This is a genomic window from Acuticoccus mangrovi (genome assembly GCF_016411865.1).
In the GTDB taxonomy this organism is placed as follows: Bacteria; Pseudomonadota; Alphaproteobacteria; order Rhizobiales; family Amorphaceae; genus Acuticoccus; species Acuticoccus mangrovi.
In genome coordinates this window covers 46,480-71,918 of the sequence record NZ_JAEKJA010000002.1, presented here as the reverse complement: position 1 = coordinate 71,918, position 25,439 = coordinate 46,480, and the positions used below count along the sequence as shown (strand labels likewise).

Sequence of the window (25,439 nt, the reverse complement as noted above, 5' to 3'; positions counted from 1 at the left end):
GGGCAAAGCCCCGGCCACGCCTGCAGTGCAATGCTGCACTGCAGCAGAAAAGGGCGGCTTTTCATCCCAACTGGCAATATACTTGCGTAGCGTACCAGCGGCCGAGGCCGGCGAGCCGCCAAGAAAGAGACGAGGACAAGAATGAGTCGTATCGCCTACGTGAACGGACGCTACGTGCCCCATCGCACAGCGAAGGTGCACGTCGAGGATCGAGGCTTCCAGTTCGCCGACGGCGTCTACGAGGTGTGCGAGGTGTTCGCGGGCAACATCGTCGACGTGACGCGCCATCTCGATCGGCTCGGACGCTCGCTGTCGGAGCTGTCCATCGACTGGCCGGTCACACGGGCCGCGCTCGTCGCGATCCTGCGCGAGGTGGTCTCCCGCAACCGCGTGGTCAACGGCCTCGTCTACATGCAGGTGACACGCGGCGTCTCCAAGCGCGACTTCGGCTTCCCGACGCCGAGCGTGCCGTCGACATTGGTCGTCACCTCCCGCTCCGCCTCGCGGGCGGCGGCCGAGAAGATCACGGAGGAGGGGGTTCGCGTCGTCACCACCCCCGACATCCGCTGGGAGCGGGTGGACATCAAATCGGTGGCGCTGCTGCCGCAGGTGCTCGCCAAGCAGTTCGCCCGCTCGAACGGCGCCGCCGAGGCATGGATGTTCGACAAGGACGGCTACGTCACCGAAGGCGCCTCGTCGAACGCCTGGATCGTCACCGAGGACGGCACGCTCGTCACCCGGCCGGCCGAGCGCGGCATCCTGCGCGGCATCACCCGCGCCGCCATCATGGACTACGCCGCCGCACACGGGATCAAGGTGGAGGAGCGCGCGTTCACGGTCGACGAGGCCAAGCACGCCCGCGAAGCCTTCATCACCGCCGCCACCGCCATCGTCACGCCGGTGGTGCAGATCGACGAGACGGTGCTGGGGAACGGCGTCCCCGGTTCGGTGGCGTCGGCGTTGCGGGCGCACTTTCACGACGACGTGGAGCTCGTCCCCCTCCGACACTATTGATCGGTGTCGGCCGGGAACTTGCTTGCGCTCCGTCGGTGCCCGCTTAGGCTCGATACGGGAACCGCGACACTGGTGCCACTTTGACGTGTGTGTCGGCTACCGCGTGGCTCCCCTTGATGAACTATTGCATGCTGGAAAAAGAAAATGGCTGAAAAAGCTCAAAACCTACAGGACACGTTCCTCAATCACGTGCGGAAGTCGAAGACGCCGCTGACGATCTTTCTCGTGAACGGCGTCAAGCTCCAGGGGGTGCTCACCTGGTTCGACAACTTCTGCGTCCTGCTGCGTCGCGACGGTCACTCGCAGCTCGTCTACAAGCATGCGATCTCGACGATCATGCCGAACCAGCCCATTCAGCTGTTCGATCCGAACGAGGACGGAGCCTCGCGCTAGCGTGGGGGCAGACGAAGAGCGTGCGCGGCTCGGCAGCAAGCCCACCGCGGCGCCGAAGACGCGTGCCGTCGTCCTCCTGCCGGTCGTTCGCGGCGAGGAGGAGGACCGGCGGGAGCCGGAAGGCCGGCTCGCCGAGGCTGTCGGGCTCGCCGACGCCATCGCGCTCGACGTCGTCGAAGCGCGGGTCGTCGCCGTGCGCACACCACGCCCCGCGACGCTGTTCTCCACCGGCCTTCTCGACGAGATCACCGCGGCCGTAAAGGCGCTCGACGCGGAGCTGGTGGTGGTCGATCACGCGCTGACGCCGGTGCAGCAGCGCAATCTGGAGCGCGCCTGGGGCGCCAAGGTGCTCGACCGCACGGCGCTCATTCTGGAGATCTTCGGCGAGCGGGCGCAGACGGCGGAGGGCACGCTTCAGGTGGAGCTCGCCCATCTCACCTATCAGCGCAGCCGGCTGGTGCGGTCCTGGACCCACCTCGAGCGCCAGCGCGGCGGCTTCGGCTTCCTCGGCGGTCCCGGCGAGACGCAGATCGAGGCCGACCGGCGGCAAATCGCCGAACGCATCGGCCGCGTCGAGAAGGCGCTGGAGCTCGTGCGCCGCACCCGCGCGCTGCACCGCAAGCAGCGCCAGCGCAACAATCAGCCCGTGGTGGCGCTGGTCGGCTACACCAACGCCGGCAAGTCGACGCTTTTCAATCGTCTCGCGGGCGCGCACGTGGAAAGTCGCGATCTGTTGTTCGCGACGCTCGATCCCACCTTGCGCAAGCTCGACCTGCCGCACGGCCGCACCGCGCTCCTGTCCGACACCGTCGGCTTCATCTCCCATCTTCCGACCGGCCTCATCGCCGCCTTCCGGGCGACGCTCGAGGAGGTGACGCTCGCCGATCTCGTGATCCACGTGCGCGACATCTCCCACGAGGAGACCGACGCGCAGGCCGCCGACGTGGTCGCGACGCTCTCCGCGATCGGCGTGGAGCCCGGCCAACAGCAGGTGCTGGAGGTGTGGAACAAGGCCGACAAGCTGTCGGACGAGACGCGGGCGGAGCGGCAGGCCGCGGCTGCCGCGCAGGGCGCGGTGCTGATCTCGGCGGAGACCGGGGAGGGTGTCGACGCGCTGCTCGCCGCCATCGAGGCCCGGCTTGCGACGGGCGCGGAGGTGCGCGAGGTCACCGTCGCCTCGAGCGACGGCGCGCTGATCGCCTGGCTCTACCGCAACACCGAGGTGCTGTCGCGCCGCGACGAGGGCGAGAGCGTGCACCTCACCATCCGCATTCCCGAAGCGCAGGTGGCCGACACACGCCATCGCCTCGGCGATCCGCTGCCGAAGCCCGAGCCGCAGTCCGGCCCCTATCAGCCCTGAGCCACCTCGGCGGCGTCAGGCGGTCTCTTCCTGCTCGGCGGTCTTCGCCCGCTGCCAGGCGCGCTCCCAGGCGTCGGCGTCGAGCTCGTCCATCCGGCCGCCGTCGGCCTTCACCGCCTGTTCCATGTGGCGGACGCGGGTGGCGAAGCGGGCGTTCGTGCCCCTCAGCGCGGCGTCGGCGTCGAGGCCGAGGTGGCGGGCGTGGTTGACGAGGGTGAAGAGGAGATCGCCGAACTCCGCCTCCGCGGCCGTCATTTCGCCGGCGCGGACGGCCTCCGTCAGCTCGCCCAGCTCCTCGCTCACCTTGTCGAGCACGCCGTCGGTGTCGGGCCAGTCGAAGCCGACGCGGGCCATCCGCGACTGAAGCTTCTCCGCCCGCACCAGCGACGGCAGGTTGGCCGGCACGTCGTCGATTATCCCGTCGGGCTTCTTGGCGCGCTCCTCGGCCTTGATCTCGTCCCAGACGAGCTTGATCTCGGCGGGCGTGCGGGCCGCACCGTCGGAGAACACGTGGGGATGGCGGCGCACCAGCTTCTCGCAGATCGCCGTCGCCACGTCGTCGAAGTCGAAGGTCCCGTCCTCGGCCGCCATCTGGGCGTGGAACACCACCTGGAGGAGCAGGTCGCCGAGCTCGTCGCGCAGATCGTCGAGGTTGCCGCGCTCGATGGCGTCGGCCACCTCGTAGGCTTCCTCGATGGTGTAGGGCGCGATGGTCTCGAAGGACTGGGCGATGTCCCAGGCGCAGCCGCCGTCGGGGTTGCGCAGTTGCGCCATGATCTCGCGCAGACGGTCGATAGGGGTCGTCATGGCAGGCTCCTCGGCGCGGGTGGGTTCGGGCGCGTGTCGGGTCAGCGGTTCGCCGCTCGACCCGTCAGTCGCATAAGATGGATTATGGAACGAGCTCCAATGTCATCATGTCGTAGGCGGGCACCACGTTCGGGGGCAGCTCCGCCTTGAGGCTCTCGTAGTCGAGGTCCTGGTGGAGGTTCGTGAGAACGCCCGAGCGCGCGCCCATGCGCTGCAGCCAGCCGACGGCTTCCTCCACCGTCAGGTGGCTGATGTGCGAGCGGTAGCGCAGCGCGTCGATGATCCATACCGCGAGGTCCTCCACCAGCGGGATGGACGCCTCCGGCAGATCGTTGAGGTCGCTGGAGTATGCGAGGTCGCCGATGCGGAAGCCGAGCGACATGATGTGGCCGTGGAACTGCTCGAACGGCGTCAGCGACAAGGGTCCGCCCGCGCCGTCGATCACCACCGGGGTGCCGGCATAGATCAGATGATGATCGAGGATGGGCGGATAGCCCTCCGCCAGCGCCGCGAAGCAGTAGCCGAAGGCGGCGTGGGCCCGCTCCGCCGTCGGCTCGTCCATATAGACGTCGATGCGGCGGCGCTCGGCGAGCGCGAGGCCGCGCAGGTCGTCGATCCCATGGAGGTGATCGGCGTGGGGATGGGTGTAGACCACGCCGTCGAGGTGGCCGACGTTCGCCGACAGGAGCTGCTCGCGCATATCGGGGCCGGTATCGATCAGCACCGTGGTGGTGCCGTCCGGGCCGATCTGCTCGACGAGCATGGAGCACCGGCGGCGGCGGTTCTTGGGGTTCTCGGGGTCGCACGCGCCCCAGTCGCCGCCCGTGCGCGGGACGCCGCCGGAAGAGCCGCAGCCCAAAATGGTGAAACGATGGGTGACGCTCATTCCGCGTGCGCCGGAGCCTTCACCTTGGAGAACAGGCGGTAGAAATTCTGCGTCGTCGCCTCCGCCAGCGCCTCCGGCTCCATGCCGAGCGCCTTGGCGAGGCCCGTCGCCGTATCGGCCACGAACGCCGGCTCGTTGCGTTTGCCGCGATGGGGCTGCGGCGCGAGATAGGGAGCGTCGGTCTCCACCAGCATGCGGTCGAGCGGAACGATGCGGGCGACGTCGCGGATCGCCTCGGCGTTCTTGAACGTCGCGATGCCGGAGAAGGACACCGTCAGGCCGAGGTCGAGCCCGCGGCGGGCAAGGTCCGGGCCGGCGGTGAAGCAGTGGAGCACCGCCTTGAACTCCCCCGCCCGCATCTCCTCTTCGAGGATCGCCGCGACGTCGTCGTCGGCCTCGCGGGCGTGGATCACCAGCGGCAGGCCGGTGCGCCGCGCCGCCTCGATGTGCCGCCGGAAGCCGCGCTCCTGCTCGTCGCGCGTCTCGTAGGTGTAGTGATAGTCGAGGCCGGCTTCGCCGATCGCCACCACCTTCGGCAGGGCGGCGATCTCCACGATCTCCTCCACCGTCACGTCCGGCTCCTCGTGGGCGTGGAGGCAGTGGGTGCCGATGGAGGCGTAGACGTCGTCGAAGCGGTCGATGATGGCGCGCAGCTGCGCGAACCGACGCACGCGGGTGGAAATTGTGACGAAGCGCTCCACGCCGCGCTCGCGCGCGCGCTGAAGCACCGCCTCGAGCTCCCCTTCGAAGTCGGGGAAGTCGAGGTGGCAGTGACTGTCGACGAGCCTCATGATGCGGCCGGCTCCTCCAGCTTCGGCACGATGGGACGGGGCGCCGGCAGCGGCGTCCCGGCGGCGACGGGCGTCGCGAGATCGGCGAACGCGCGGGCCTCCTGCGGCACGGCGAGGAGGTCGAGCAGGTCGCTCGCCGTCTGCGGCACGTAGGGCTGCAGGAGGATGGCGAACCAGCGCAGCGCCTCCGCCGTCACGCCGAGGACCACGGCCATGCGCTCCGGATCGCTCTTGCGCAGCACCCACGGCGCCTCGCCCGCGAAGTAGCGGTTCGCCTCCGACACCGCCTCGAACACGCTGCCGAGCGCGGTGTGGAGGGCCTGCTCGTCGATCGCCGCGCGGCAGATGTCGGGCAGCGCCGTGACGCGCGCCATCAGCGCGTCGTCCGCCTCCGTGCGCGGGCCCGTCGCCGGCATCACGCCGCCGCAGTGCTTGGCGATCATCGACAGCGAGCGCTGGGCGAGGTTGCCGATATCGTTGGCGAGATCGGCGTTGACGCGGTTGATGAAGCCCTCGACCGAGTAGTTGCCGTCCTGCCCGAACGGCACCTCGCGCAGCATGTAGTGACGCAAGGGGTCGGCGCCGAACGCGCTCACGAGATCGAACGGGTCGAGCACGTTGCCGACCGACTTCGACATCTTCTCGCCGGCGTTGAACAGGAAGCCGTGGCCGAACACGCGGCGCGGCACCGCGATCCCGGCGCTCATCAGGAAGGCGGGCCAGTAGATCGTGTGGAAGCGCACGATGTCCTTGCCGATGACGTGGAGGTCGGCCGGCCAGAAGCGGCCGACGCGCTCCATGTCGTCGGGATAGCCGACGCTGGTGAGATAGTTGGTGAGAGCGTCGACCCACACGTACATCACGTGCTCGGGATCGTCCGGCACCGGCACGCCCCAGGTGAGCGTCGTGCGTGAGATCGACAGGTCCCGGAGCCCGCCTTTGACGAAGGCGACGACCTCGTTGCGCCGCGTCGGCGGACCGACGAATTCCGGATGCGCCTCGTAGAGCGCCAGAAGGCGCTCCTCGAAGGCGGACAGGCGGAAGAAGTAGCTCGGCTCCTCCATCCACTGGACCGGCGCACCGCTCGGCGCGCGGCGCACGCCGTCCTCGCCGAGCGTCAATTCGCTCTCGGTGAAGAAGGCCTCGTCGCGCACCGAGTACCAGCCGCCATATTGGCCGAGATAGATGTCGCCCGCCGCCGCCATCGCCCGCCAGATCGCCTGACTCGCCTCGATGTGGCGCGGCTCGCGGGTGGTGATGAAGTCGTCGTGCGAGGTGTTCAGGACCTCGGCCATCTTCCTGAAGAGCGGCGTGTTGCGGTCGGCGAGCTCGGCCGGCGTGATGCCTTCCTTGGCCGCCGTCTCGACCATCTTCTGGCCGTGCTCGTCGGTACCCGTCGAGAAATGGACATCGTAGCCGTCGAGACGCTTGAAGCGCGCGATGGCATCGGCGGCGATCAGCTCGTAGGCGTGCCCGATGTGCGGGGCGCCGTTGGGATAGGAGATCGCGGTGGATATGGTGAAGCGGCGGCTCATGGCTGACTGATCTGCCTCAGGGGTAGCCCTTGTCAAGCCGCGGCGGTGTCGCCGTCAAGCAGGATCAGCCGACGCGTTGTGCAGCGCGGTCGGCCTCGGCGAGACGGGCGCAAAGCGCGAGCACCATCTCCTTGCGATCGAGGTTGAACACTTCGATGCGCCGCCGCTCCGAGGTCGCCGCCAGATAGGCCTCGGCGTAGGCGTTGAGAGCTGGAAGCGGCAGGCGGTCGGCGCCTTCGCGCACCCGCGCCGCCATCGCCTCGAGCACCAGGTCGAGGACGGTGGCAAACTGGTCGTCGCGGCGCTGCGCGGCGAGTTCGGCGAGGGTGTGGTGATGGCGCACGTCGCGCATTTCGGAGGGGCGGAGGAGGCGGCGCGCGGTGCGCACCATGTCGGCCCCCGCCTCCGCCAGCATCAGGGCGCGGCGCGGCGCCCCCTCCCCGGCTTCGGCGAGCGCCGGGTCGACGCCGAGATGGTTGAGCGCCGCCACCATGTCGTCGTGGCCGAGCGGCCGCAGCCGGATCACCCGGCAGCGCGAGCGGATGGTGGCGAGCACCCTCCCCGCCACGTGCGACACCAGAATGAAGAGCGTACGCCGCGGTGGCTCCTCCAAGCTCTTCAGGAGCGCGTTGGCGGCGTTGAGGTTGGCGTCGTCCATAGCATCGACGATGACCACTCTCCACCCGCCGTCGGCCGCCGTAGAGCCGAGAAAGGGCACGATGCGACGCACGACATCGACCGTGAGCTCCCCTTTGAAGCGCTTCGCCCTCTCGTCCCACGGCCGGGTCAGGTGGAGAACGCCCGGATGGGTGCCGGCGCTGACCTGCCGCGCGGCCCGTCCGTCGGGCTCGCTCGCAAAGTCCGGGGGCAGGGCGCTGCCCGGCAGCTGCCCCAGAAGCGCTTTGGCGAGGCGGAAGGCGAAGGTCGCCTTGCCGATCCCCCGCGGGCCCTCGAGAAGGATCGCCTGGGGCGGCGCATCGGCGAAGGCGCTCGCGAGGCGCGCGGCCGCCTCGCGATGGCCGAACAGCGCGGTCGCCTCGCGCGGCGGCGGCGCGTTGTCGAGAAGGTCGGGCTCGGCGGGAACGCCCTCGTCCGCCGCCGCTCTCGGCGCGCGGGCCATCAGCGCCGCCTCACGATCCGTCCAGCACGCCGAGCCGCTCGGCGACGGCGGCGTCGATGCGCTGGGCGACGTCGTCCGGCGAGCCGGATGCGTCGATCACGGCGCACCGCTCCGGCTCGCGCGCCGCGATTGCGAGGAACGCGTCCCGGCGCTTCGTCTGCACGGCCTCCTCGTCGCGCTCGAAGGCGTCGAGAGCGGTACGCTGCTCCGCCCGCGCCCGCCCGACGTCGGGCGGCACATCCAATATGAGCGTGAGATCGGGCATCAAGGATCCTACCGCCACGATGCGCAGCAGCGCCAGCAATCGCTGAGGGGCGCCGAGGCTTCCCTGATAGGCCTCGGTGGAATCGGAGAAGCGGTCGCAGATCACCACCTGACCCGCCCGCAGCGCCGGGGCGATGACGGTCTCAACGTGGTCCGCCCGGGCGGCGGCGAACAGGATCGCTTGCTGGGTGGCGTCGAGGCCGCGGCCGCGGTCGCTGAGGAGCGCCTCGCGCAGCCGCTCCGCCCACGGGGAGCCGCCCGGCTCTCGGGTGAGGGTCACCGCATGGCCCGCTTCGCGCAGGCGGTCGGCGAGCCGCTCGGCCTGGGTGGACTTGCCGGCCCCTTCCCCGCCCTCGAATGTGATGAATGCGCCGCGCATCGCTATTCCGCCCGGCCCGCTTCGCCTCCGCGGTACGGGACCGCCGGACTATTGCGGCTGCGCGGACGTCGACCCGTGCAACTCGCCCGCGCCGCCGGTGGTAGTGTCAATGGCGGCGAAGAGATCGTGCGCCCCCATCACGCGCTCCTCGCTATGCTCCAAGGCGGTCGCCGGCAACGGCTTGATCGCCACCGGCTTCTTCGATTCCACCATCGGCATCTCTTCCTCGCCGTCGGCGTTCATGGCGATCACCGCGTCGATGGCGCCGCTCTTGGCCTCCTCGGTCTCCTGGAAGGCGACGGCGGTGACGGGCTCCGGACGGTGCACGATCGGCACGTTGACGCCCGGCAGCGGCGAGCCCGCCGGAGACGGCGTCGGCGCCGCGGCGGCGAGCCGCACCTCGACGGGCTTCTCGTCCTTCTCCTCGCGCTTGCCGAAGCCGAACAGGCCACCGCTCCCCGACTTCGACTTCGACTTCTTCGACGTGGTGCCGTACTTGAGCGCGGCCATGTGGGTTTCCTTGTCGCCCCCGCCGATCTCCGCCTCGCCGAGATATTCGACGCGGACCTTGGCCCGGCCCGCCCGGCGAATGCCGAGCTCGTCGGCCGCGGCGCGCGACACGTCGATGATGCGGCCCTTGTGGAACGGCCCGCGATCGTTGACGCGCACGACGACGGACTTGCCGCTCTTCACCGCGGTGACGCGCACATAGGAGGGAAGTGGCAGCGTGGGATGGGCCGCGCTCAAGGCATTCTGGTTGAAGCGCTCGCCGTTGGCAGTGCGCTTGCCATGGAAATCCGCACCATACCAGGAGGCCATGCCGACCTCGTCGTAGTCCTTGTCTTCCTGCGGGTGGAACCAGCGGCCGCCCACCTTGTAGGGCTTGCCGATCATCTTACGGCCCTCGCCATCGCCGCCGTCGTCGTCATTGGACGCGGTGGTGGTGGAGAGCGCCGGCTCGAGCGAGGCGATCGTGCCGTTGCAGCCCGCAAGGCTCACCGCGCCCATCAGAAGGGCAAAGGGCAATAGCCACCGACATTGGACGCTGGACACGACGCGGACACCTCCGTCTGGGCGACGACTCACTACACTTTCGCAGCCGGAACACTAGTCTGAGGAAAACCGACTGCCCACCGTGTTGTCCAAAGTCTCTCAACAGAAACTTAAGAGATCGACATAATTGCAACAGTCGGCGCGACTCAGCTGAAACCCATGCGGTCCATGGCCGAAAGCCAGGGGAAGATGAGCTGCGCGCCGGCCGCCTTCAGCCGATGCCAAGGGATCACGGCGGGCCCCTCATGCACCTCGAGAGGCAGGTCGTCGAGGGCGGCCCCCTCCCCCATGACCGCGCCAAGTGCCGCACCCGTCATCTGCGACAGGCAGACGCCGCGCGTCGCGTATCCGGCGAGTGAGAAGATGTTGGGTCCAAGCCGCTGAATTCGTGGGATGTGGTTGTCGGTGGCGGCGCACCATCCGGTCCAGTAGGCGACGAGCGGGGGATGGCCGATGTTGGGGAAAATGTCGCGCATCCGGCGATAGGCGTGCCGCTCGCCGGTCCGGCGCGTGGCGCTCGGGGCGAAGACGAGGCCGCCCGACAGGAGCCGCCCGTCCCGATCGTAGCGGCCGAACCCGCCGGACTTGCGGATATCGGTGAAGCAGGCCCGCCCCGGCAGGAGCCAGCCGCGCATCTCTTCGGACAGCGGCTCCGTCATCGTGTGGAAGAGCTGGATCGGCACGAGCGCCCTCGCCTCCTTGCCGACGAGCGGCTCGGTGTAGCCGTTGGTGGCGAGCGCCAGGCGGCGGGCGCGGACCCGGTGGCCGTTGACGGTGAGGATCGGCCGGCCGCCCTCCTCCTGGGCGACGTGGCTCGCCGGGCTCTCCTCGAAGAGCAGCACGCCCTCGTTGGCCGCGGCGCGCGCGATGCCGCGCACCAGCGCCGTGGGGTTCACCGTCGCCCCATTCGCCCGCTGCCAGCCGCCGACATAGGTGGTGGAGCCGATGGCGGCGCGGATGCCCTCCCCGTCGAGCCAGTCCACCGGCGCTCCGAAGGCGCGCCAATCCTCGTAGGCGGCGCGGATCTTCGCGAGCGAATCGTTCGAATGGGCGGGCTGGATCCAGCCGTTCTGTTCCGCGTCGCACGCGATCTGATAGCGGCGCACGGTCTCCATCACCCGCGACGGCCCCTCGGTGACGAGGGTGGCGAGCGCCTCGCCCTTCTTCTTGCCGAGCCAGCGCACGACGTCCGACACCCGGATCGCTCCGGCAAAGTGCGGCACCGCGAAGCCGGCGTTGCGTCCCGATGCGCCGTTGCCGATGCGGCCGGCCTCGAACACGGCGACGCGCGCGCCCGTCGCGGCGGCGGCGCGGGCGATCGAGAGGCCGCTGAAGCCGCCGCCCACCACGGCGATGTCGACGTCGAGATCGTCGTCGAGCGTCGGCCGCGGCACGTGGGGCTCGCGCGATTGGGCGGCCCAATGAACGCCCGCGAGCGCCTTGTCCGGCCGCGGCGGCCTGCCGAGAACGCGGTTCATCATGGCCGATCGCGGCGGCTGGCGGCGGCGGTGGTGTTCGATCGGTGGGCGAAGGGCACGCTGATCCCCTTGCGTTGCGGGCGGAGCGGTCCGGTCGGCGGTCGGCTGCCTGAGAGAGGTCGCGCTCGCGGTCGCGGCATCGTCAGAGGGCGTGGGCGGCCAAGGCGTCGTAGTAGGGGGCGGCGCGCTCGGCGAGGGCGCGGGCGTGGTCGGTGAGCAGCGGCTCGGCGACGCGGGCGGGCGCGAAGCCGGTGGAGTTCTCCACCGAGGCGTACCAGTGGGCCGCCCATACCCCGTCTTCCGGCCGCGACCCGGCGGGCCAGGCGAGCATCGAGGAATCAAAAGGGATGCCGATGGCGCCGCAGAGAGCCGTCAGCGTCGCCTCCGGGGCGTTGGCGATGCGCGTCGCGTCCACCACCGGCGGCGCGTGACCGAGGCGGTCGGCCTCGCGCTCGAACAGCTCGCGCTGGCGCCGCACGCCGAGATCGTCGAGCGTCGCCTCCTCCCGCTTCGCCTCGTAGCTCGCCGCCACCAGATGCGGCTCGCGAATGAGGAAGACGTTGGTGACACCCGCGGTCCAGCCGAGATCGAAGCCGTCCACCATGTGGTGGGTCATGTGCTTCTGATAAAATACCGGCTTGCCGCCCGGCACCGGGCCCAGGCATCGCGCGGCGATGACTTCGGGGTCGGTATCGTAGTTGGCGATGATGTCGGAGCGCATCGGATGATCGAGGCCGGTGGCGAAGAGGTAGGCGGCGTAGAAGGGCTCGTCCCACACCGCGGTGTCGGCGCGGGCGCCGAACGAGCGCATCATCGCGGTCGAAAGGTTGCGCGGCCCCGACCACATCGCAATCCGCACCGTATCGTCCGCCATCCCCCGTCCTCTCGCCTCGCAGGTCCGATCATCCACCGGCACCTTGCGTGATCAGCAGCCCTCGTCAACACGCAATGCCGCGCCGACGCACACGTCGCGAGCAAGCGGCGTGCCGGACACGCCCGCATCGTGCAGGAAGTTGCGGAAGAGATAGCGCCGGCCGAAGGCGACGCCGCCGACGTCGTCGACCTCCGTCTCGGTCATCGCCGGCAGGTCCCCTTCCGCGATCGGTTCGAGGCCGAGCGTCGCATAGGCGAGCGGGGTATTGAGGTCGACGCCCTTGCCGCTTTCGCTGCGGTGATATTCCACGAGGCCGAGCAGCACCTCGCCGACGAGCGTGCCGCCGACGGGACCGAGCGTCGCGCCCGTTGTGTGGCGCACCCGCGCCTCCTGCGCGCTGCGCGACAGCGATACCGCCGCCGGCAGCGCCATCGCCGCACCCGGATCCTGGGCGAGGCTTTCGGCGCCCGGAACGTTGGCGTCGTAGGACGCGCCGAACGCGTTCGCCTCCTGCAGGATGTAGTACCAGAGCGGCGTCACGCCGAGGGCGAGGGTCTCCCGCGTCACCGCGTCGGCGGGCAGGATGTAGTCCTCGACGCCGTCCGCGCCGTCGGACGGATAGACCTTGTCGAGCACGCCGCGCTCGGCGAGGCGCTGCAGGATCACCGCCGCGAGCGCCTGGCCGCTCGGCAGCTGGTAGGTGAGGCCGCGGGTGAGGTTGCGGCTCGCGAGATTGCCGAGCCCGCCCGGCCCCACCACCCCCACGCGATGGAGATGGGCGAGCGGATCGGCGAGCGTCGTGTCGAGCCGCCGCGCCCGCTGCACCAGCCCCGGATTGCCGTGGATCGGGATGAAGAGGTTCCAGTCGATCGCCAGCGAGCCGATGTCGAGGCGGGTGGGGGTGAAGCCGTCGGGCTTCAGGAAGTTGGGCGACTGACCCGCCTTGTCGGCGCTGAAGAGCTCGGCGAGCACCGCATCGGAGCGGCCGCCGCGCAGGCGCATCAGCCCCGGCACCTGGGAGTGGCCGAAGCGGTAGGCCGCCGCGGCGAACTCCAGCGGGATGAACGGCTCGGTCACCGTGCCGTCGGCGGTGCGGAAGCCGTTCGGAAAATAGAAGTCCCGCCCGTTCTCCAGGATGTCGCGGGTGCGGGCGATGCCGATGATGCGGGGGATGAAGTCCTCCGCGATCACGCGGTGATAGTGGTGGATGGTGAGCTCGCGGGCGAGTTCCAGGATTTCTCCGACGCGCCCCGACTCCTCGGCGATCTGCAGCACGAAGGCGCGGTCGATGGTGCCGCCCGGGCCCGCTGCCTCGGCGCCGCCGCGCGCCCGTGCCGCGGCGACGATCTGGGAGAGGCTCGCCCCCTCCCCGGCCGCGCGCGCGCCGACGTGCGCCTCGCGGCCGACGCCGCCACCCGCGGCCTGATAGCGCCGCACGACCTCACGCGCCGCTTCCGCCTCCCCTTCCAGAACGCGGTCGACCATGCGGTTGTGGTAGGCGATGAAGGCCTGCTGCACCTGGGAGACGATGAAGTTCTCGTCGTTGCGCGGATCGCCGATGACGGCGGTGGGCTTGCCGGGCGGGCTCGCGCGCAGCACGTCGTGGCGCTCGCGGGCGGGATCGCCGGCCTGCACGGTGATCGCGCCGACGCGCAGATAGGGGCCGTCATAGAGATAGGGGGTGCGCTCCGGCCCGCCGCCGTAGACGCAGTCGAGGTCGAGATCGGCGGTGCGGGCGTTCTCGATGTCGCCGGTGGCGGCGATCTTGTCGAAGCCCGTCACCGTGTCGAAGGTGATGTCGTGGTCGATGAACTGGCCGAGGAAGACGTAGCCCGCCGGCATGTTGGAGGGCGCTTCTCCCGTCTCCTCAACGGTCATGCGCTCGCCGAGCCGCTGCAGGTCGTAGCGCGGGCTCGGGTGCGGCAGGAGGCCGCCGGGCGTATCGGGCGCCCGCACGGGAAAGAGGCGGCCGAAGCCGCCGATGTTCGCCCCCTCCCCGGCGCGCTGAAACGCCTCCGGACTCGGATATTGGGGGTTGGCGTGGGAGCCCTGCGCGCTCGCCGTCGCCGTCAGCGCCAATAGCGCCACGCCACTCAGTAGGACCCGCCGCATGAAAATCGATCTCCCTGGAAATAATATGGTTCCAGGCGAACCATACGATGCCTTCCAGGTAGAACAATGGGTGGGCGAGAGCGCGCGGCGTCAGGCCGCCGCTTTGGCGTCCCCCTCGGCAAGGCGCGCGAGCTTGGCGAGGATGTTGGCGACGCCCTTGGTGCGCTTGTCGGCATCCGGCCAGTCGCGCACGAACACGATGCGCTGATCGGGCCGCAGCTTGGCGAGCGAGCCCTCCCCCGCGATCATCTGCACGAGCCCCGCCGCATTCTCGAATTCGTTGTTGCGGAAGCCGATCACGCAGCCCTTCGGCCCGGCGTCGATCTTCTCGACGTTGGCCCGGCGGCAGAGGCTCTTGATGTAGACGATCTTCAGAAGCCACTCGACCTCTTCGGGGATCTTGCCGAACCGGTCGACGAGCTCGGCGCCGAAGGCGTCGATCTCGCGGGCGCTGTCGAGGTCGGCAAGGCGGCGATAGAGCGACATCCGAAGCTGCAGGTCCGGCACGTAGTCCTCCGGAATGAGCACCGGAATGCCGATCGAGATGTGCGGCGACCAGTGGTCGTCGGCAACCTCCTCGCCGCCGTCCTTGAGGGCCGCCACCGTCTCCTCCAGCATCGACTGATAGAGTTCGAACCCCACCTCCTTGATGTGGCCCGACTGCTCCTCGCCGAGAAGATTGCCGGCGCCGCGGATGTCGAGATCGTGCGAAGCGAGCTGGAAGCCGGCGCCGAGCGTGTCGAGGCTCTGGAGAACCTTGAGGCGGCGCTGGGCGGTCGCCGTCAGCGTCTTGTCGACGGGCGTCGTGAGGAGCGCGTAGGCGCGCGTCTTGGAGCGACCGACGCGGCCGCGGATCTGGTAGAGCTGGGCGAGGCCGAACATGTCCGCCCGGTGCACGATCAGCGTGTTGGCGGTCGGAATGTCGAGGCCCGATTCCACGATGGTGGTGGCGAGAAGCACGTCGTACTGGCCGTCGTAGAAGGCGTTCATCACGTCGTCGAGCTCGGTGGGCGACATGCGGCCGTGCGCCACCGCCACCTTCACCTCCGGCACATGCTGGTCGAGGAACTCCTTCTGCCCCGCAAGATCGGAGATCCGCGGGCAGACGTAGAAGGACTGGCCGCCGCGATAGCGCTCGCGCAGCAGCGCCTCGCGGATCGTCAGGGCGTCGAAGGGGGCGATGAAGGTGCGCACCGTCAGCCGGTCCACCGGCGGCGTGGCGATGAGCGACAGCTCGCGTACCCCCGTCAGCGCCAGCTGCATCGTGCGCGGAATGGGTGTCGCCGAGAGCGTCAGCACGTGGACGTCCTGCTTCAGCGCCTTCAGCCGCTCCTTGTGCTTCACGCCGAACTTCTGCTCCTCGTCGACGATGAGGAGCGCGAGATCGCGGAACTCGATGCCTTTGGCGAGCAGCGCGTGGGTGCCGATCACGACGTCCACCTCGCCGGACTTCAGCCCGTCGCGCACCTTCTTCATCTCCTTCGCGCCGACGAGGCGCGAGGCTTGGGCGACGCGCACGGGCAGCCCCTTGAAGCGCTCGGCGAAGGTCTTGAAGTGCTGGCGGGCGAGCAGCGTGGTGGGCACGATGAGCGCCACCTGGCGCCCCGTCATCGCCGTCAGGAAGGCGGCGCGGATCGCGATCTCGGTCTTGCCGAAGCCCACGTCGCCGCAGATGAGCCGGTCCATCGGCCGGCCGGCGGCGAGATCGTCGGCCACCGCCTCGATGGCGGAGAGCTGATCGTCGGTCTCGTTGTAGGGGAACTTCGCCACGAACTCGTCGTAGACGCCGGTCGGCGGCTCGATCACGGGCGCCTTCCTCATGAGGCGGGCGGCGGCGGTCTTGATCAGCTCGTCCGCGATCTCACGGACCCGCTCCTTCATCTTCGCCTTGCGCGCCTGCCATCCCGCCCCGCCGAGACGGTCGAGGATCACCGCTTCGGAATCGGAGCCGTAGCGCGACAGGAGGTCGATATTCTCGACCGGCAGATAGAGCTTGTCGTCGTTGTGGTAGGCGATCTCCACGCAGTCGTGCGGCGCGCCCGCCGCCTGCAGCGTCTTAAGCCCGATGAAGCGGCCGATGCCGTGGTCGACGTGCACGACGAGGTCGCCGGCGGCGAGCGATGCGACCTCGGTGAGGACGTCGGCGTCGCGCTTGCGTCGCCGGGCGGATGAGACGAGGCGGTCGCCCAACACGTCCTGCTCGGCGATCACCGCATAGTGCGGCGTTTCGAAGCCTTCCTCGAGCTCCAGGACGGCGAGGGCGGCGTGGCTCTTGGTCAGCGCCTCGACCTCGGCGAAGGAGGCGACGAAGTCGGCCTGCTTCAGCCCATGGTCCTTGAGGACCTGCGAAAGACGATCGCGGGAGCCCTCCGACCAGGCCGCGACGATCACGCGCAGCCCCTCCGCGCGCAGCCTGTTCACGTGCTCGATGAGGGCGGTGAAGATGTTGACGTTGCCCGCCGCCCGCTCTGCAGCGAAGGAGCGGCCGACGCGCCCGCCGGCCGGGACGCGGTGGACCTTGCCGTCCTCGGGCGTTGCAAACGGAGACAGACGGATCTGCGCGTGCCCCTCGAACACTCTCGCCTGCGCGTCGCAAAAATAGAGCGTCGCGGGCGGCAGCGGGTTGTAGGGGGTGCCGGACTTGCCGATGGCGCTCTCGCGCGCGGCGAAGTGGTCCTCGATCTCGGCGATGCGCTTTGCCATCGCGTCCTCGGCGAGGTGGTCGATCACCACCGGCGCGTCCGGCGCGTAGTCGAAAATGTTCGCCAATTCCTCGTGGAAGAGCGGCAGCCAGTGCTCCACGCCCGTCGCCCGCACCCCTTCCGACACCGAGTGGTAGAGGATGTCGTCCTTGGTGGCGGCCCCGAAGCGGCGCAGATAGCCTTCGCGGAAGCGGCGAATGGCGTCGGCCGTCAGCACCACCTCGCTCATCGGCACGAGGTCGATCGCCTGCCACTGCCCCGTGGTGCGCTGGCTCTCGCGCTCGAAGGGGCGGATCGTCTCCAGCGTATCGCCGAAGAAGTCGAGCCGCACCGGCTCGTCCGCCCCCGGCGCGAAGAGATCCACGATGCCGCCGCGCACGGCATATTCGCCCGCCTCGCGCACCGTCGGGGTGCGCAGGAAGGCGTTGTCCTCGAGCCAGGCGACGATGTCCTTCATCGCCACCTCCGAGCCCGCCTTGTAGTGGCGCGCGGCGGCGCGGATGACCTGCGGCGTCGGCACCCGCTGGAGGACGGCGTTGGCGGTGGTCATCACCACGGCCGGCCCCTTCACCCCGGCCGCGAGGCGGGCGAGGGCGGCGGTGCGCCGGGCCTGGACGATGTTGGAGGGCGAAGCACGGTCGTAGGGGATGCAATCCCATCCCGGCAGGCGAATCATCTCCACCTCCGGCGCGAAGAAGGCGAGCGCGTTCTCCGCCGCCTTCTGCCGCGCCCCGTCGCGGGCGACGAAGATCACCGGCCCCGCGCGCGCCGCGGCAAGGCGCGACAACGCCTCCCCTTCCATGCCGTCGGGGATATTCTCGATGGTCAGCTCGGCCGGCAGGTCCCGTTCGGCGAGGACCTTGAGGTTCGGCTTCGCGGCCTCTTTGATCTCGGCGATTGACTTCGCCTTGGCCTTCGTCGCCATCAGGCGCCCTTGTGAAAGGCGATCACCCGGTCGAGAACCGGGGATCTGTGGTTGGGGGGGACCTCGTCCTGTTCGGTGATCCAGCGATAGAGCTCGGTGTCGGGCACGCGCATCAAGGCTTCCATCTGCTCGACTTCCGCGTCGGTCCAGGTGGTGATGGTGGCGTCGGTGAAGCGTCCGAGGAGGAGATCCATCTCGCGCGTGCCCCGGTGCCAGGCGTGATAGAGCAGGCGCTTGCGCCGCGGCTCGAGATCGGCGGAGGAGCGTGTCGTGCCGGTCATTGAGGGTCTCCAAACGAATTTCCGGCGCACGGGAGGCGGGGCCGCGCACGCCGTTTCGCCGCCGCCCCGCTGAGGACGTCGGTATGACTGCCGTCTTCGATATCGGTCCCCTGATCGCTCCGGTCAATCGTCTCCAAGGGGTGGGGCCGGCCCGGGCGGAGCGTTTGGCCCATCTCCTGTCGCGCGAAAGCGCCGCCGAGACGCGCGTCTTCGACCTTCTCTCCCACATACCCACCACCGTCATCGACCGGCGCGAGATGGTGAGCGTCGCCGACGTGGTGGAGCGCACCGTCGCGACGCTCACGGTGAAGGTGCTGCGGCACGAGAAGTCCCGCCGTCCGGGGGGACCCGCCCGCATCATCGCCGCCGACGACACCGGCGAGCTCGTCATCGTCTATTTCCGTGGCGGCGGCGCGTGGCGGGCGGCGCACTATCCGATCGGCGAGTGGGTGCGCGTGTCGGGCCTCGTGGAGATGTGGGACGGGCGGCCGCAGATGGTGCACCCTGACCAGTCGGCCCGCGTCGAGGGGCCGGAGGCGCCGGCGGACACCCAGTTCGGCCTGGAACCCGTCTATCCGCTCACCCAGGGGATCACGCCCGGCGTCCTCGCCGGCCTCATCGGCGAGGCGTTGGGCCGGGTCCCCGACCTCACCGAATGGCTCGATCCCGCGTTCAAGAGCCGCGCCGGGCTGCCGGACTTTACCGCCGCACTCAAGACGGTCCACCAACCCCAGGAAGGCCGCGACATCCTGCCGGCCTCCCCCGCCCGCCGCCGCCTCGCCTACGACGAACTCCTCGCCAGCCAGCTCGCCCTCGCCGTGGTGCGCGACCGCGACCGAACGAAGAAGGGCGTCGCGCGCCATTGGGACAAAGCGATCGTGGAGCGGCTGGAGGCGAGCCTTCCCTTCGCCCTCACCCCGTCGCAGCGCACCGCCGTCGCCGAGGTGTCGGCCGATCTCGCGAGTCCCCACCGCATGATCCGCCTCGTCCAGGGCGATGTCGGATCCGGCAAGACCATGGTCGCCCTGTTCGGCGCCGCGATGGCGGCGGGCGACGGCGGCCAGACCGCGGTGATGGCCCCCACCGACCTCGTCGCCCGCCAGCACTACGAGACCCTCGCCGCCCTCCTGGAGCCGCAGGGGATCGGGGTGCGCCTGCTCACCGGCCGCATCTCGGACGCGGAGCGCGCCGCCACCCTCGCCGCCGTCGAGGACGGCAGCGCCAAGGTGGTGGTCGGCACCCACGCCCTCTTCCAGTCGAGCGTCACCTTCAAGGACCTCGCGCTCGTGGTGGTCGACGAGCAGCATCGCTTCGGCGTCCACCAGCGCCTCGCCCTCTCGGAGAAGGGGCCGCGCTCGGACCTCCTGGTGATGACGGCGACGCCGATCCCCCGCACCCTGGTGCTCGCCCAGTTCGGCGACATGGACGTCTCCCGCCTCACCGACAAGCCCGCCGGCCGCCAGCCGGTCGAGACGCGCGCGGTGTCGATCAGCCAGATCGATGCGGTGATGGACCGCCTCGCCGCCGCCCTCGCCCGCGGCGAGAAGGCCTACTGGGTCTGCCCCCTGGTGGAGGACAACCCGGCGCTGGAGGTGGAATCGGCGACCGCCCGCCACCGCACCCTCACCAAGCGCCTCGGCCCGGTGGTGGGTCTCATCCACGGCCGCACCCCGACGGCCGAGCGCGACAACGTGATGGCCGAGTTCCGCGACGGGGCGCTTCAGGTACTGACGGCGACGACCGTGGTGGAGGTGGGGGTCGACGTGCCCGACGCCACCATCATGGTCATCGAGCACGCCGAGCGCTTCGGCCTCTCCCAGCTCCATCAGCTGCGCGGCCGCGTCGGGCGCGGCTCGCGCCCCTCCACTTGCCTCCTCCTCTACAAGGGGCCGCTCGGCGAGATCGCCCGCCAGCGTCTCGACACGATGCGCGCCACCAACGACGGCTTCCGCATCGCCGAGGACGATCTAAAGCTGCGCGGCGAGGGCGAGCTTCTCGGCACGCGCCAGTCCGGCGCGCCGAGCTTCAAGTTCGCCGACCTCGACCATCACGCCGACCTCCTCGCCATCGCCTCCGACGATGCCCGCCTGGTGGTGAACCGCGACCGCGACCTCACGAGCGAGCGCGGCCGGGCGCTCCGGGTGCTCCTCGCCCTCTTCGAGCGGCGCCGCGCCATCGAACGGCTGCGGGCGGGCTGACAGGCCGCAGCGGCTCGTCGATACTCCCGGGGCCCGCCGCTCCGGAGCGCCCCTTGAGCGACCTCACCCAACCCTCCGCGCCGCCGCGCTTCTCCCCGCTCACCCTCGCCTTCCACGATCGCTGGGCCGAGCGGCTCTTCGTGGTGGAGAACAATCGCCGGGCCGTCTCACCGGTGCGGGTGCTCCTCCTCCTCTATCTCGCGACGACGCTCGCGGTGACGCTGTTCGACGCCGTCGTCGCCTCACCGCTCTTCATGGAACTTCTGCCCTACCGGGTGGGCGGGATCGCCGGCGCCGCGATCGGGCTCGCCCTGTCGCGGACGGAATGGGCGGTCCGCCATGGTCAGATGGTGTTCGGCGGCTTTCTCGTGATGCTGCACGGCGGCCTCTACGTCGCGATCGGGCTGTTCGGCGAGCACATCGGCGTGCTCTCGCCACTCCTCATCATGATGCTCGCGATGACGCTCGCCCTGCCGGCGCTCCTCTTCCGCTTCGCCCTGCCCCTCGCTCTTCTTGCAAGCCTCCTCTACGCGCTGCGGATGGCGGCGTTCATGCCGGGCGTCACCTCCACGATGCCGATCTTCTTCCTCGGCACCACCGTGCTGGTGCTCGTCTGGGGCAACTACGCCTCGGAGCGAGCCCGCAGGACCGCCTGGGCGGCGAGCCGCGCCCTCGCCAACGAGAAGGCACGCTCCGAGGCGCTGCTCCTCAACGTGCTGCCGCCGTCCGTCGCGGCCCGCATGCGCGCCGGCGAGCGCCTCATCGCCGACAGCCACGCGTTCGCCGCCGTGCTCTTCGCCGACATCGTCGGCTTCACGCCGCTCTCCGAGACGATGCCGCCGGCCGAGCTCGTCTCGCTGCTCGACCGCGTCTTCACCCGGTTCGACGCGATTGCCGACGCGCACGATCTCGAGAAGATCAAGACGATCGGCGACGCCTACATGCTCGCCGCCGGCGCGCCGTCGGAACGGCCGGCCGAGCCCGCCCGCATCTGCGAGGCGGCGCTTGAGATGCGCGCGGCGCTCGCCGAGGTCTCGGCCGAGGCGGGCGTCGCCCTCGGCATGCGCATCGGCATCCACGCCGGCCCCATCGTCGCCGGGGTGATCGGCCGGCGGAAGTTCGTCTACGACGTCTGGGGCGACACGGTGAACACCGCGAGCCGCATGGAATCGACCGCCCCCGCCGGCGAGATCCAGGTCAGCGAGAGGGTCGCGACGGCTCTCGCCGGGCGCTTCACCTTCGAACCGCGCGGCGAGATCGACGTGAAGGGCAAGGGGCCGATGAGCGTCTATCTGATGCGTTCCTGAGCGGCGCGGCCGCCACGCGCCAGGAAGCACGGCCAGAGGGGGCACGGGCGGCGGAAGACAGCCAGAGGGGGCATGCGTCAGGGCTTCGGCGCCGGGGCGGTCTCGAACGAGGCGAGCGGGTATTGGAACGCCGCCGGATCGAACCCGAAGAGCTCGGGCACTCGCTCCACCACCGCCACCCGCACGGCCTCGAAGGGAAGGAGGATCGCCGAGCGGGCGGTGGTCGTCGCTTCACCCTCGAGCGCCACGCGCCCCTCCTCCACGGCGTCGGCGATCGTGTCGAGGAGCGCCTGCTGGGGCGCGCTCGCGTCGGTCATGATGGCGATCGTCCCAGCCTGACGGGCGAGCGCCGCGGCAAGGCCGTCGAGCAGCAGGATCATGTGATCGCGATCGGCGAACGGCAGCTCCCGGTTGTCTTCCGCCTGGCGCGTGAAGGCGACGACGAGGCGATCCAACCGATCGACGGTGGCGATCATCCCCTGGATCACGTCGCGCAGCCGCAGCCTGTCGGCAAGCTCGGGCGGCGCCACGCCCCAGTGCGCCGTGAGCCGACCGGTGCGCCACGCGCGCTCCATGCCGAGCCCCGTCAGGCGCAGGCTCGCGACGATCATCCGCGCGTGGCGGCAGCGATAGCTGATCGTGTCGGAGACCGCATCGTCGGCGTCGATCAGGAGATATTCGAGCGCCGAGAGGCCGACGAGCGCCGGGTGCTCCAGGCGCAGCGAGGCGAGCGACTGCTCGGCCTGCAGGCGGCCTTTGACGATCGCGTCGATCTGGCTGCGGCTGAACGCGGTGTCGGCGACGTGGGTCAGAAGAAGGCTCGGCGCGTTGCGGCTCTCCGCCGCGCCGAAGGCGAGCGGAACCACGCCGCCGGCGGCCTTCACCGTCGCGGTGAAGGCCTCGTGCATCGCGCGCCGGCTCGTCTCGTCGCCCACCATGCAGCGGCGCAGGACCGCGTTCTGCAGGGTCAGCGCCGCGTCGGAAAAGCCGATGATCGAGGGGAGGATGCGCGTTTCGATGATCTCGCGCGAGGTGACTTCGGAGGTGATCGCCGCGGCGGGCTCGTCCGGTAGCGCGGCAGGCTCCGGCGCGACGGCGGGTTGTGGGTCGGCCGGTTGCGGCTGGGCGGGTTGCGGCTGCGAGGGCACCTGTGGCGGCGACGCGGGCTCGGTCTCCGCCGCCGGTGGGTTCGACGGGGGACCCGGAGACGGGGCCGACGGGGCTGGCACCGTCTCGGGCGCGGGTGCGGCCGCTGCCGGAGGCGGCGTCGGGACGGCGGGCGCGCTCGGCGGAGCGTTCGGCTGTGGCACCGCGGTCGACGGCGAGGGCACGATCGCCACACCGGGAGAGGGTGTGGCGGGGGTCGGCGGGCTCGTCTGCGCCAGCGCGAGGGAGGCGAAGCCCATCGCCGCACATCCGACGATCGCGGCCCACCGCCTCATGCCGACGCCGTCGCCCGCGCGGCCTCAGCCCGCGTCGAGCATCGCCATGATCTCGTTGAGCCGCTTGGCGTACTTGCGGGCCTGCGCATCCAGCGAGAAATTCTCCCTGACGAATTCCAGAGCGTTGTCGCGGCGCCGGGCGACCTCGTCGGGCCGATCGCGAACGGTGCGCAGGACCTGCGCCGCGCTCTCGATCCGGGGCGCCGCCCAGACCTGACCGCGCTCCACGAAAATGTACTCGTTCGAGGCCGGCTCCACCAAGTCATAGTCGACGAGCCAGGCGTTGTCCGGCTTGGTGAAGTCCATGTTGCCGGAATAGCCGGTGGAGACCACGGGCGTGCCGAGCGCCATCGCCTCGATGAGGCCGAACCCCCACCCCTCCGAGCGGTGCAGCGAGACGTAGCAGTCCGCCCCCTTCTTCAGCTTCATAAGATCGCCATAGCGCAGCGTCTCGTTGAGGATGACGATGCGGGGATCGGAGGCCGCGATCTCCATGATGCGCTCCCAGCGCATCGACTGATGGGTGTCGAGCACGAAGTCGCGATTGTGCGTCTTCAAGACGAGAAGCACGTCCTCGTCGGGGGCGAAGGCCTTGCGGAAGGCATCCACCAGCCCGTGCGGGTTCTTGCGCTCCAGGAAGGAGAACGAATCGAACGTCGCAAGGCACACGAACGTGTTGGGCCCGATGGGCAGACGCTCCGCGCAGTAGGCCCGCGCCACCTCGCGCCCCGGATCGGGGACCGGCTCCACCGCCATCCCCACGTTGGTGACGGTACCCTTGAAGTGCGGCGTGTAGATCTCGACGCCGTACTCGGTCGCCACCCACACCTCGTCGAGGAGATCGAGCGCGAGATGCTGGGCCGGGGCGGGTGTCGACAACTCCCAGAAGAAGTAGCCGATATTATAGGCGCCGTTGAAGACGTCGGGCATGTAGGCGAGCGCGATCGGCACCGACTCGCCGTTGAGGTGGATGAGGTTCACCCGCGCCGGCTTCGGGGCGTCGTTCTGGCCGAAGGCCGAGCTCATCCCGACGGGCGCGGGATTGTCGAGGCCGAAATCCACGTAGTTCGCGTCGATGCCGGCCCGGCGGATCGTCTCGGCCGACAGGCGGGACGCCTGGCCGAGGCCGGACGACTTCTCGAACGGCCCGATCACCTGGAGCCCCACCCGCTCCGACGGCGCCGTGGTCGCGGGGGCGAAGCGGGCCGATTCGAAACGATTGCCCTTGGCGTCGGTGAAGATGTAGCGCCGCCGGGTGAGGTCGAAGCCGAGCCGCCACAGGAGATCGCTGAACCGGGCGGCGTCGAACACCTCGCGCAGCGACGCCCCGTTCTCGTGCACCGACTGGACCACCTTGTCGAAGAGGGTGTCGCCGGGGTTGCCCTCGAAGAGGGCTGCGACGTTCTTCGCCGGCAGGAAGCGGATCAGCCCGGGCTGCTCGATCGCTTCCAGAATGAGCCAGACGTGCATGAGAATGCGGTCGGCCTCGGCATAGATGTTGAGGATGTGGAAACGCTGGTCCCGGTTGAACCGCTGCAGCATGTAGACGGACGGCGCGAAGTTGTTGCCCATGAAGTTGCTGGGCATGCGGCGCAGCACCTCGACGAAATAGTCGGGTACCAGGCAGTCCTCGCAGTGGAGCGCCGCGGCCTGCTCGGTCGACCACCAGGCCACGAACTTCTCGTAGCTCGCGACGTCCTTGATGGGCAGGAGCGCACTGCCCGCCTCGACCGTCGTCGCATAGGAGAACGACGCCCGCGACACCTTGTAGGGCTGCCCGATGAGGGACACCGGCGCGTTGAGATAGGCGATCTCGTCGGCCCCGAGGGGAATGCGGTAGGGTCGGCGGTTGGGGGCGTAGTGGTCGAGATACCAGCGCAGATAGGCGTTCTTCGCCGTCTCCGAACCGTCGAGCGGGTGCGTCTCGTTCTTGCGCAGGCGCTTGTGGGTGTAGTCGAGATAAGGCGACAGGGCATGGCGCACGTCGCCGGCGGCGATGCCATCGAAGGAGAACATCCGCTCGTGCAGCGGATAGCGGCCGGGGTCGCGCCGCTCGAGCGGAGCCCCGCCCGCCTCGAGCGCGCCGACGGTGCTCTTGACGATGGCGGCGTCGAGCGCCGGCCGCAGCGCGTCGCGGAACGCGGCGGTCAGCGTCGGATCCTGCTGGATCGTGAGGCTGCGCAGCGGCGTGCGGTGACCATTGGGACCGAGCGCCACGAGCTCGACGGCGCGGCCGGTGTCGGCGAGCATCTTCGCGACCGCCGGCGGCAGCATCCAGGAGAAGCCGCAATTGCGTGAGCCGCGCCCCGCCTTTTCAACGTCGATGCGCACGATGTCGGCCCTGACCACCCCGATCGGCACGCCATCGACCAGAAATTGCACCGAGACGATGCGGGACATGTCCTGAGGGTCGGAAATCCAACCGGCAATCTCGGCAGCGGTAAAGCGATCGACGTGAAAATTGTATCGGGATTCGGTCAATGATCTCTCACTCGGTTCGGTCGGCTTCGGGCGTGAC

19 protein-coding genes are annotated in these 25,439 nt (G+C 69.8%); 5 read left to right on the top strand and 14 right to left on the bottom strand.

Translation table 11 applies throughout. The features are described 5' to 3' along the window. Nucleotides 1-141: 141 nt before the first annotated feature. From JCR33_RS03415 to hflX, 3 genes are all read left to right on the top strand, one after another. Nucleotides 142-1,014 (top strand): D-amino-acid transaminase, encoded by an 873-nt coding sequence (locus tag JCR33_RS03415; RefSeq protein ID WP_198880622.1) that lies wholly within the window; start codon nt 142-144, stop codon nt 1,012-1,014. 144 nt (nt 1,015-1,158) lie between these two features. Beyond that, nucleotides 1,159-1,407 (top strand): RNA chaperone Hfq, encoded by a 249-nt coding sequence (hfq, locus tag JCR33_RS03410; RefSeq protein WP_198880621.1) that lies wholly within the window; start codon nt 1,159-1,161, stop codon nt 1,405-1,407. Nucleotide 1,408: 1 nt separating this feature from the next. Next, complete coding sequence (gene hflX / locus JCR33_RS03405) at nt 1,409-2,767, top strand: GTPase HflX (protein ID WP_408628748.1); 1,359 nt, start codon at nt 1,409-1,411, stop codon at nt 2,765-2,767. Nucleotides 2,768-2,782: 15 nt separating this feature from the next. Here the strand turns inward: hflX and mazG are convergent, their stop codons facing one another. The 12 genes from mazG to JCR33_RS03345 form a co-directional block, all read right to left on the bottom strand. Then, a complete protein-coding gene (gene mazG / locus JCR33_RS03400) occupies nt 2,783-3,574 on the bottom strand; it encodes a nucleoside triphosphate pyrophosphohydrolase (protein ID WP_198880619.1) in 792 nt (263 codons plus the stop codon). Between the two features lie 82 nt (nt 3,575-3,656). Further along, nucleotides 3,657-4,460, bottom strand: a complete 804-nt coding sequence (locus JCR33_RS03395; protein WP_198880618.1) for an MBL fold metallo-hydrolase — start codon at nt 4,458-4,460, stop codon at nt 3,657-3,659. Then, complete coding sequence (locus JCR33_RS03390) at nt 4,457-5,251, bottom strand: TatD family hydrolase (protein ID WP_198880617.1); 795 nt, start codon at nt 5,249-5,251, stop codon at nt 4,457-4,459. The genes JCR33_RS03395 and JCR33_RS03390 overlap by 4 nt, the downstream gene beginning before the upstream one ends. Further along, nucleotides 5,248-6,786 (bottom strand): methionine--tRNA ligase, encoded by a 1,539-nt coding sequence (metG, locus tag JCR33_RS03385; protein WP_198880616.1) that lies wholly within the window; start codon nt 6,784-6,786, stop codon nt 5,248-5,250. Before metG ends, JCR33_RS03390 begins: the two co-directional genes overlap by 4 nt. 64 nt (nt 6,787-6,850) lie before the next feature. Further along, nucleotides 6,851-7,906 (bottom strand): DNA polymerase III subunit delta', encoded by a 1,056-nt coding sequence (locus JCR33_RS03380; protein ID WP_198880615.1) that lies wholly within the window; start codon nt 7,904-7,906, stop codon nt 6,851-6,853. A gap of 10 nt (nt 7,907-7,916) precedes the next feature. Continuing rightward, a complete protein-coding gene (tmk, locus tag JCR33_RS03375) occupies nt 7,917-8,549 on the bottom strand; it encodes a dTMP kinase (RefSeq protein ID WP_198880614.1) in 633 nt (210 codons plus the stop codon). Between the two features lie 48 nt (nt 8,550-8,597). Further along, nucleotides 8,598-9,575, bottom strand: a complete 978-nt coding sequence (locus JCR33_RS03370) for a septal ring lytic transglycosylase RlpA family protein (protein ID WP_198880613.1) — start codon at nt 9,573-9,575, stop codon at nt 8,598-8,600. Between the two features lie 173 nt (nt 9,576-9,748). Next, nucleotides 9,749-11,083 carry an NAD(P)/FAD-dependent oxidoreductase gene (locus JCR33_RS03365; protein WP_198880612.1) on the bottom strand — a complete coding sequence of 445 codons (1,335 nt, stop codon included), beginning with the start codon at nt 11,081-11,083 and terminating at the stop codon, nt 9,749-9,751. Nucleotides 11,084-11,222: 139 nt separating this feature from the next. Continuing rightward, the gene (locus JCR33_RS03360; RefSeq protein ID WP_211110046.1) at nt 11,223-11,954 is read right to left on the bottom strand and encodes a sulfotransferase-like domain-containing protein; all 732 of its coding nucleotides are present in this window, start codon (nt 11,952-11,954) and stop codon (nt 11,223-11,225) included. 51 nt (nt 11,955-12,005) lie between these two features. Next, entirely contained in the window at nt 12,006-14,066 is a 2,061-nt protein-coding gene (locus tag JCR33_RS03355; protein ID WP_198880611.1) for a peroxidase family protein, read from the bottom strand. 90 nt (nt 14,067-14,156) lie between these two features. After that, complete coding sequence (gene mfd / locus JCR33_RS03350; RefSeq protein ID WP_232372216.1) at nt 14,157-17,570, bottom strand: transcription-repair coupling factor; 3,414 nt, start codon at nt 17,568-17,570, stop codon at nt 14,157-14,159. Nucleotides 17,571-17,692: 122 nt separating this feature from the next. Then, nucleotides 17,693-17,974, bottom strand: coding sequence for an FAD assembly factor SdhE (locus JCR33_RS03345; protein WP_198880609.1), 282 nt, complete (start codon nt 17,972-17,974; stop codon nt 17,693-17,695). A gap of 83 nt (nt 17,975-18,057) precedes the next feature. Between JCR33_RS03345 and recG the strand changes: the two genes are divergently transcribed. Further along, nucleotides 18,058-20,172 (top strand): ATP-dependent DNA helicase RecG, encoded by a 2,115-nt coding sequence (gene recG, locus JCR33_RS03340; protein WP_198880608.1) that lies wholly within the window; start codon nt 18,058-18,060, stop codon nt 20,170-20,172. A gap of 53 nt (nt 20,173-20,225) precedes the next feature. Further along, nucleotides 20,226-21,479, top strand: coding sequence for an adenylate/guanylate cyclase domain-containing protein (locus JCR33_RS03335; protein ID WP_198880607.1), 1,254 nt, complete (start codon nt 20,226-20,228; stop codon nt 21,477-21,479). A 77-nt stretch (nt 21,480-21,556) separates the two neighbouring features. Here the strand turns inward: JCR33_RS03335 and JCR33_RS03330 are convergent, their stop codons facing one another. Both JCR33_RS03330 and JCR33_RS03325 read right to left on the bottom strand, forming a co-directional pair. Continuing rightward, nucleotides 21,557-22,921, bottom strand: a complete 1,365-nt coding sequence (locus JCR33_RS03330) for an imelysin family protein (protein ID WP_198880606.1) — start codon at nt 22,919-22,921, stop codon at nt 21,557-21,559. Nucleotides 22,922-22,945: 24 nt separating this feature from the next. Continuing rightward, on the bottom strand, nt 22,946-25,321 hold the full coding sequence (locus JCR33_RS03325) for a glycosyltransferase family 4 protein (protein ID WP_198880605.1): 2,376 nt from the start codon (nt 25,319-25,321) through the stop codon (nt 22,946-22,948). Between the last annotated feature and the right edge of the window lie 118 nt (nt 25,322-25,439).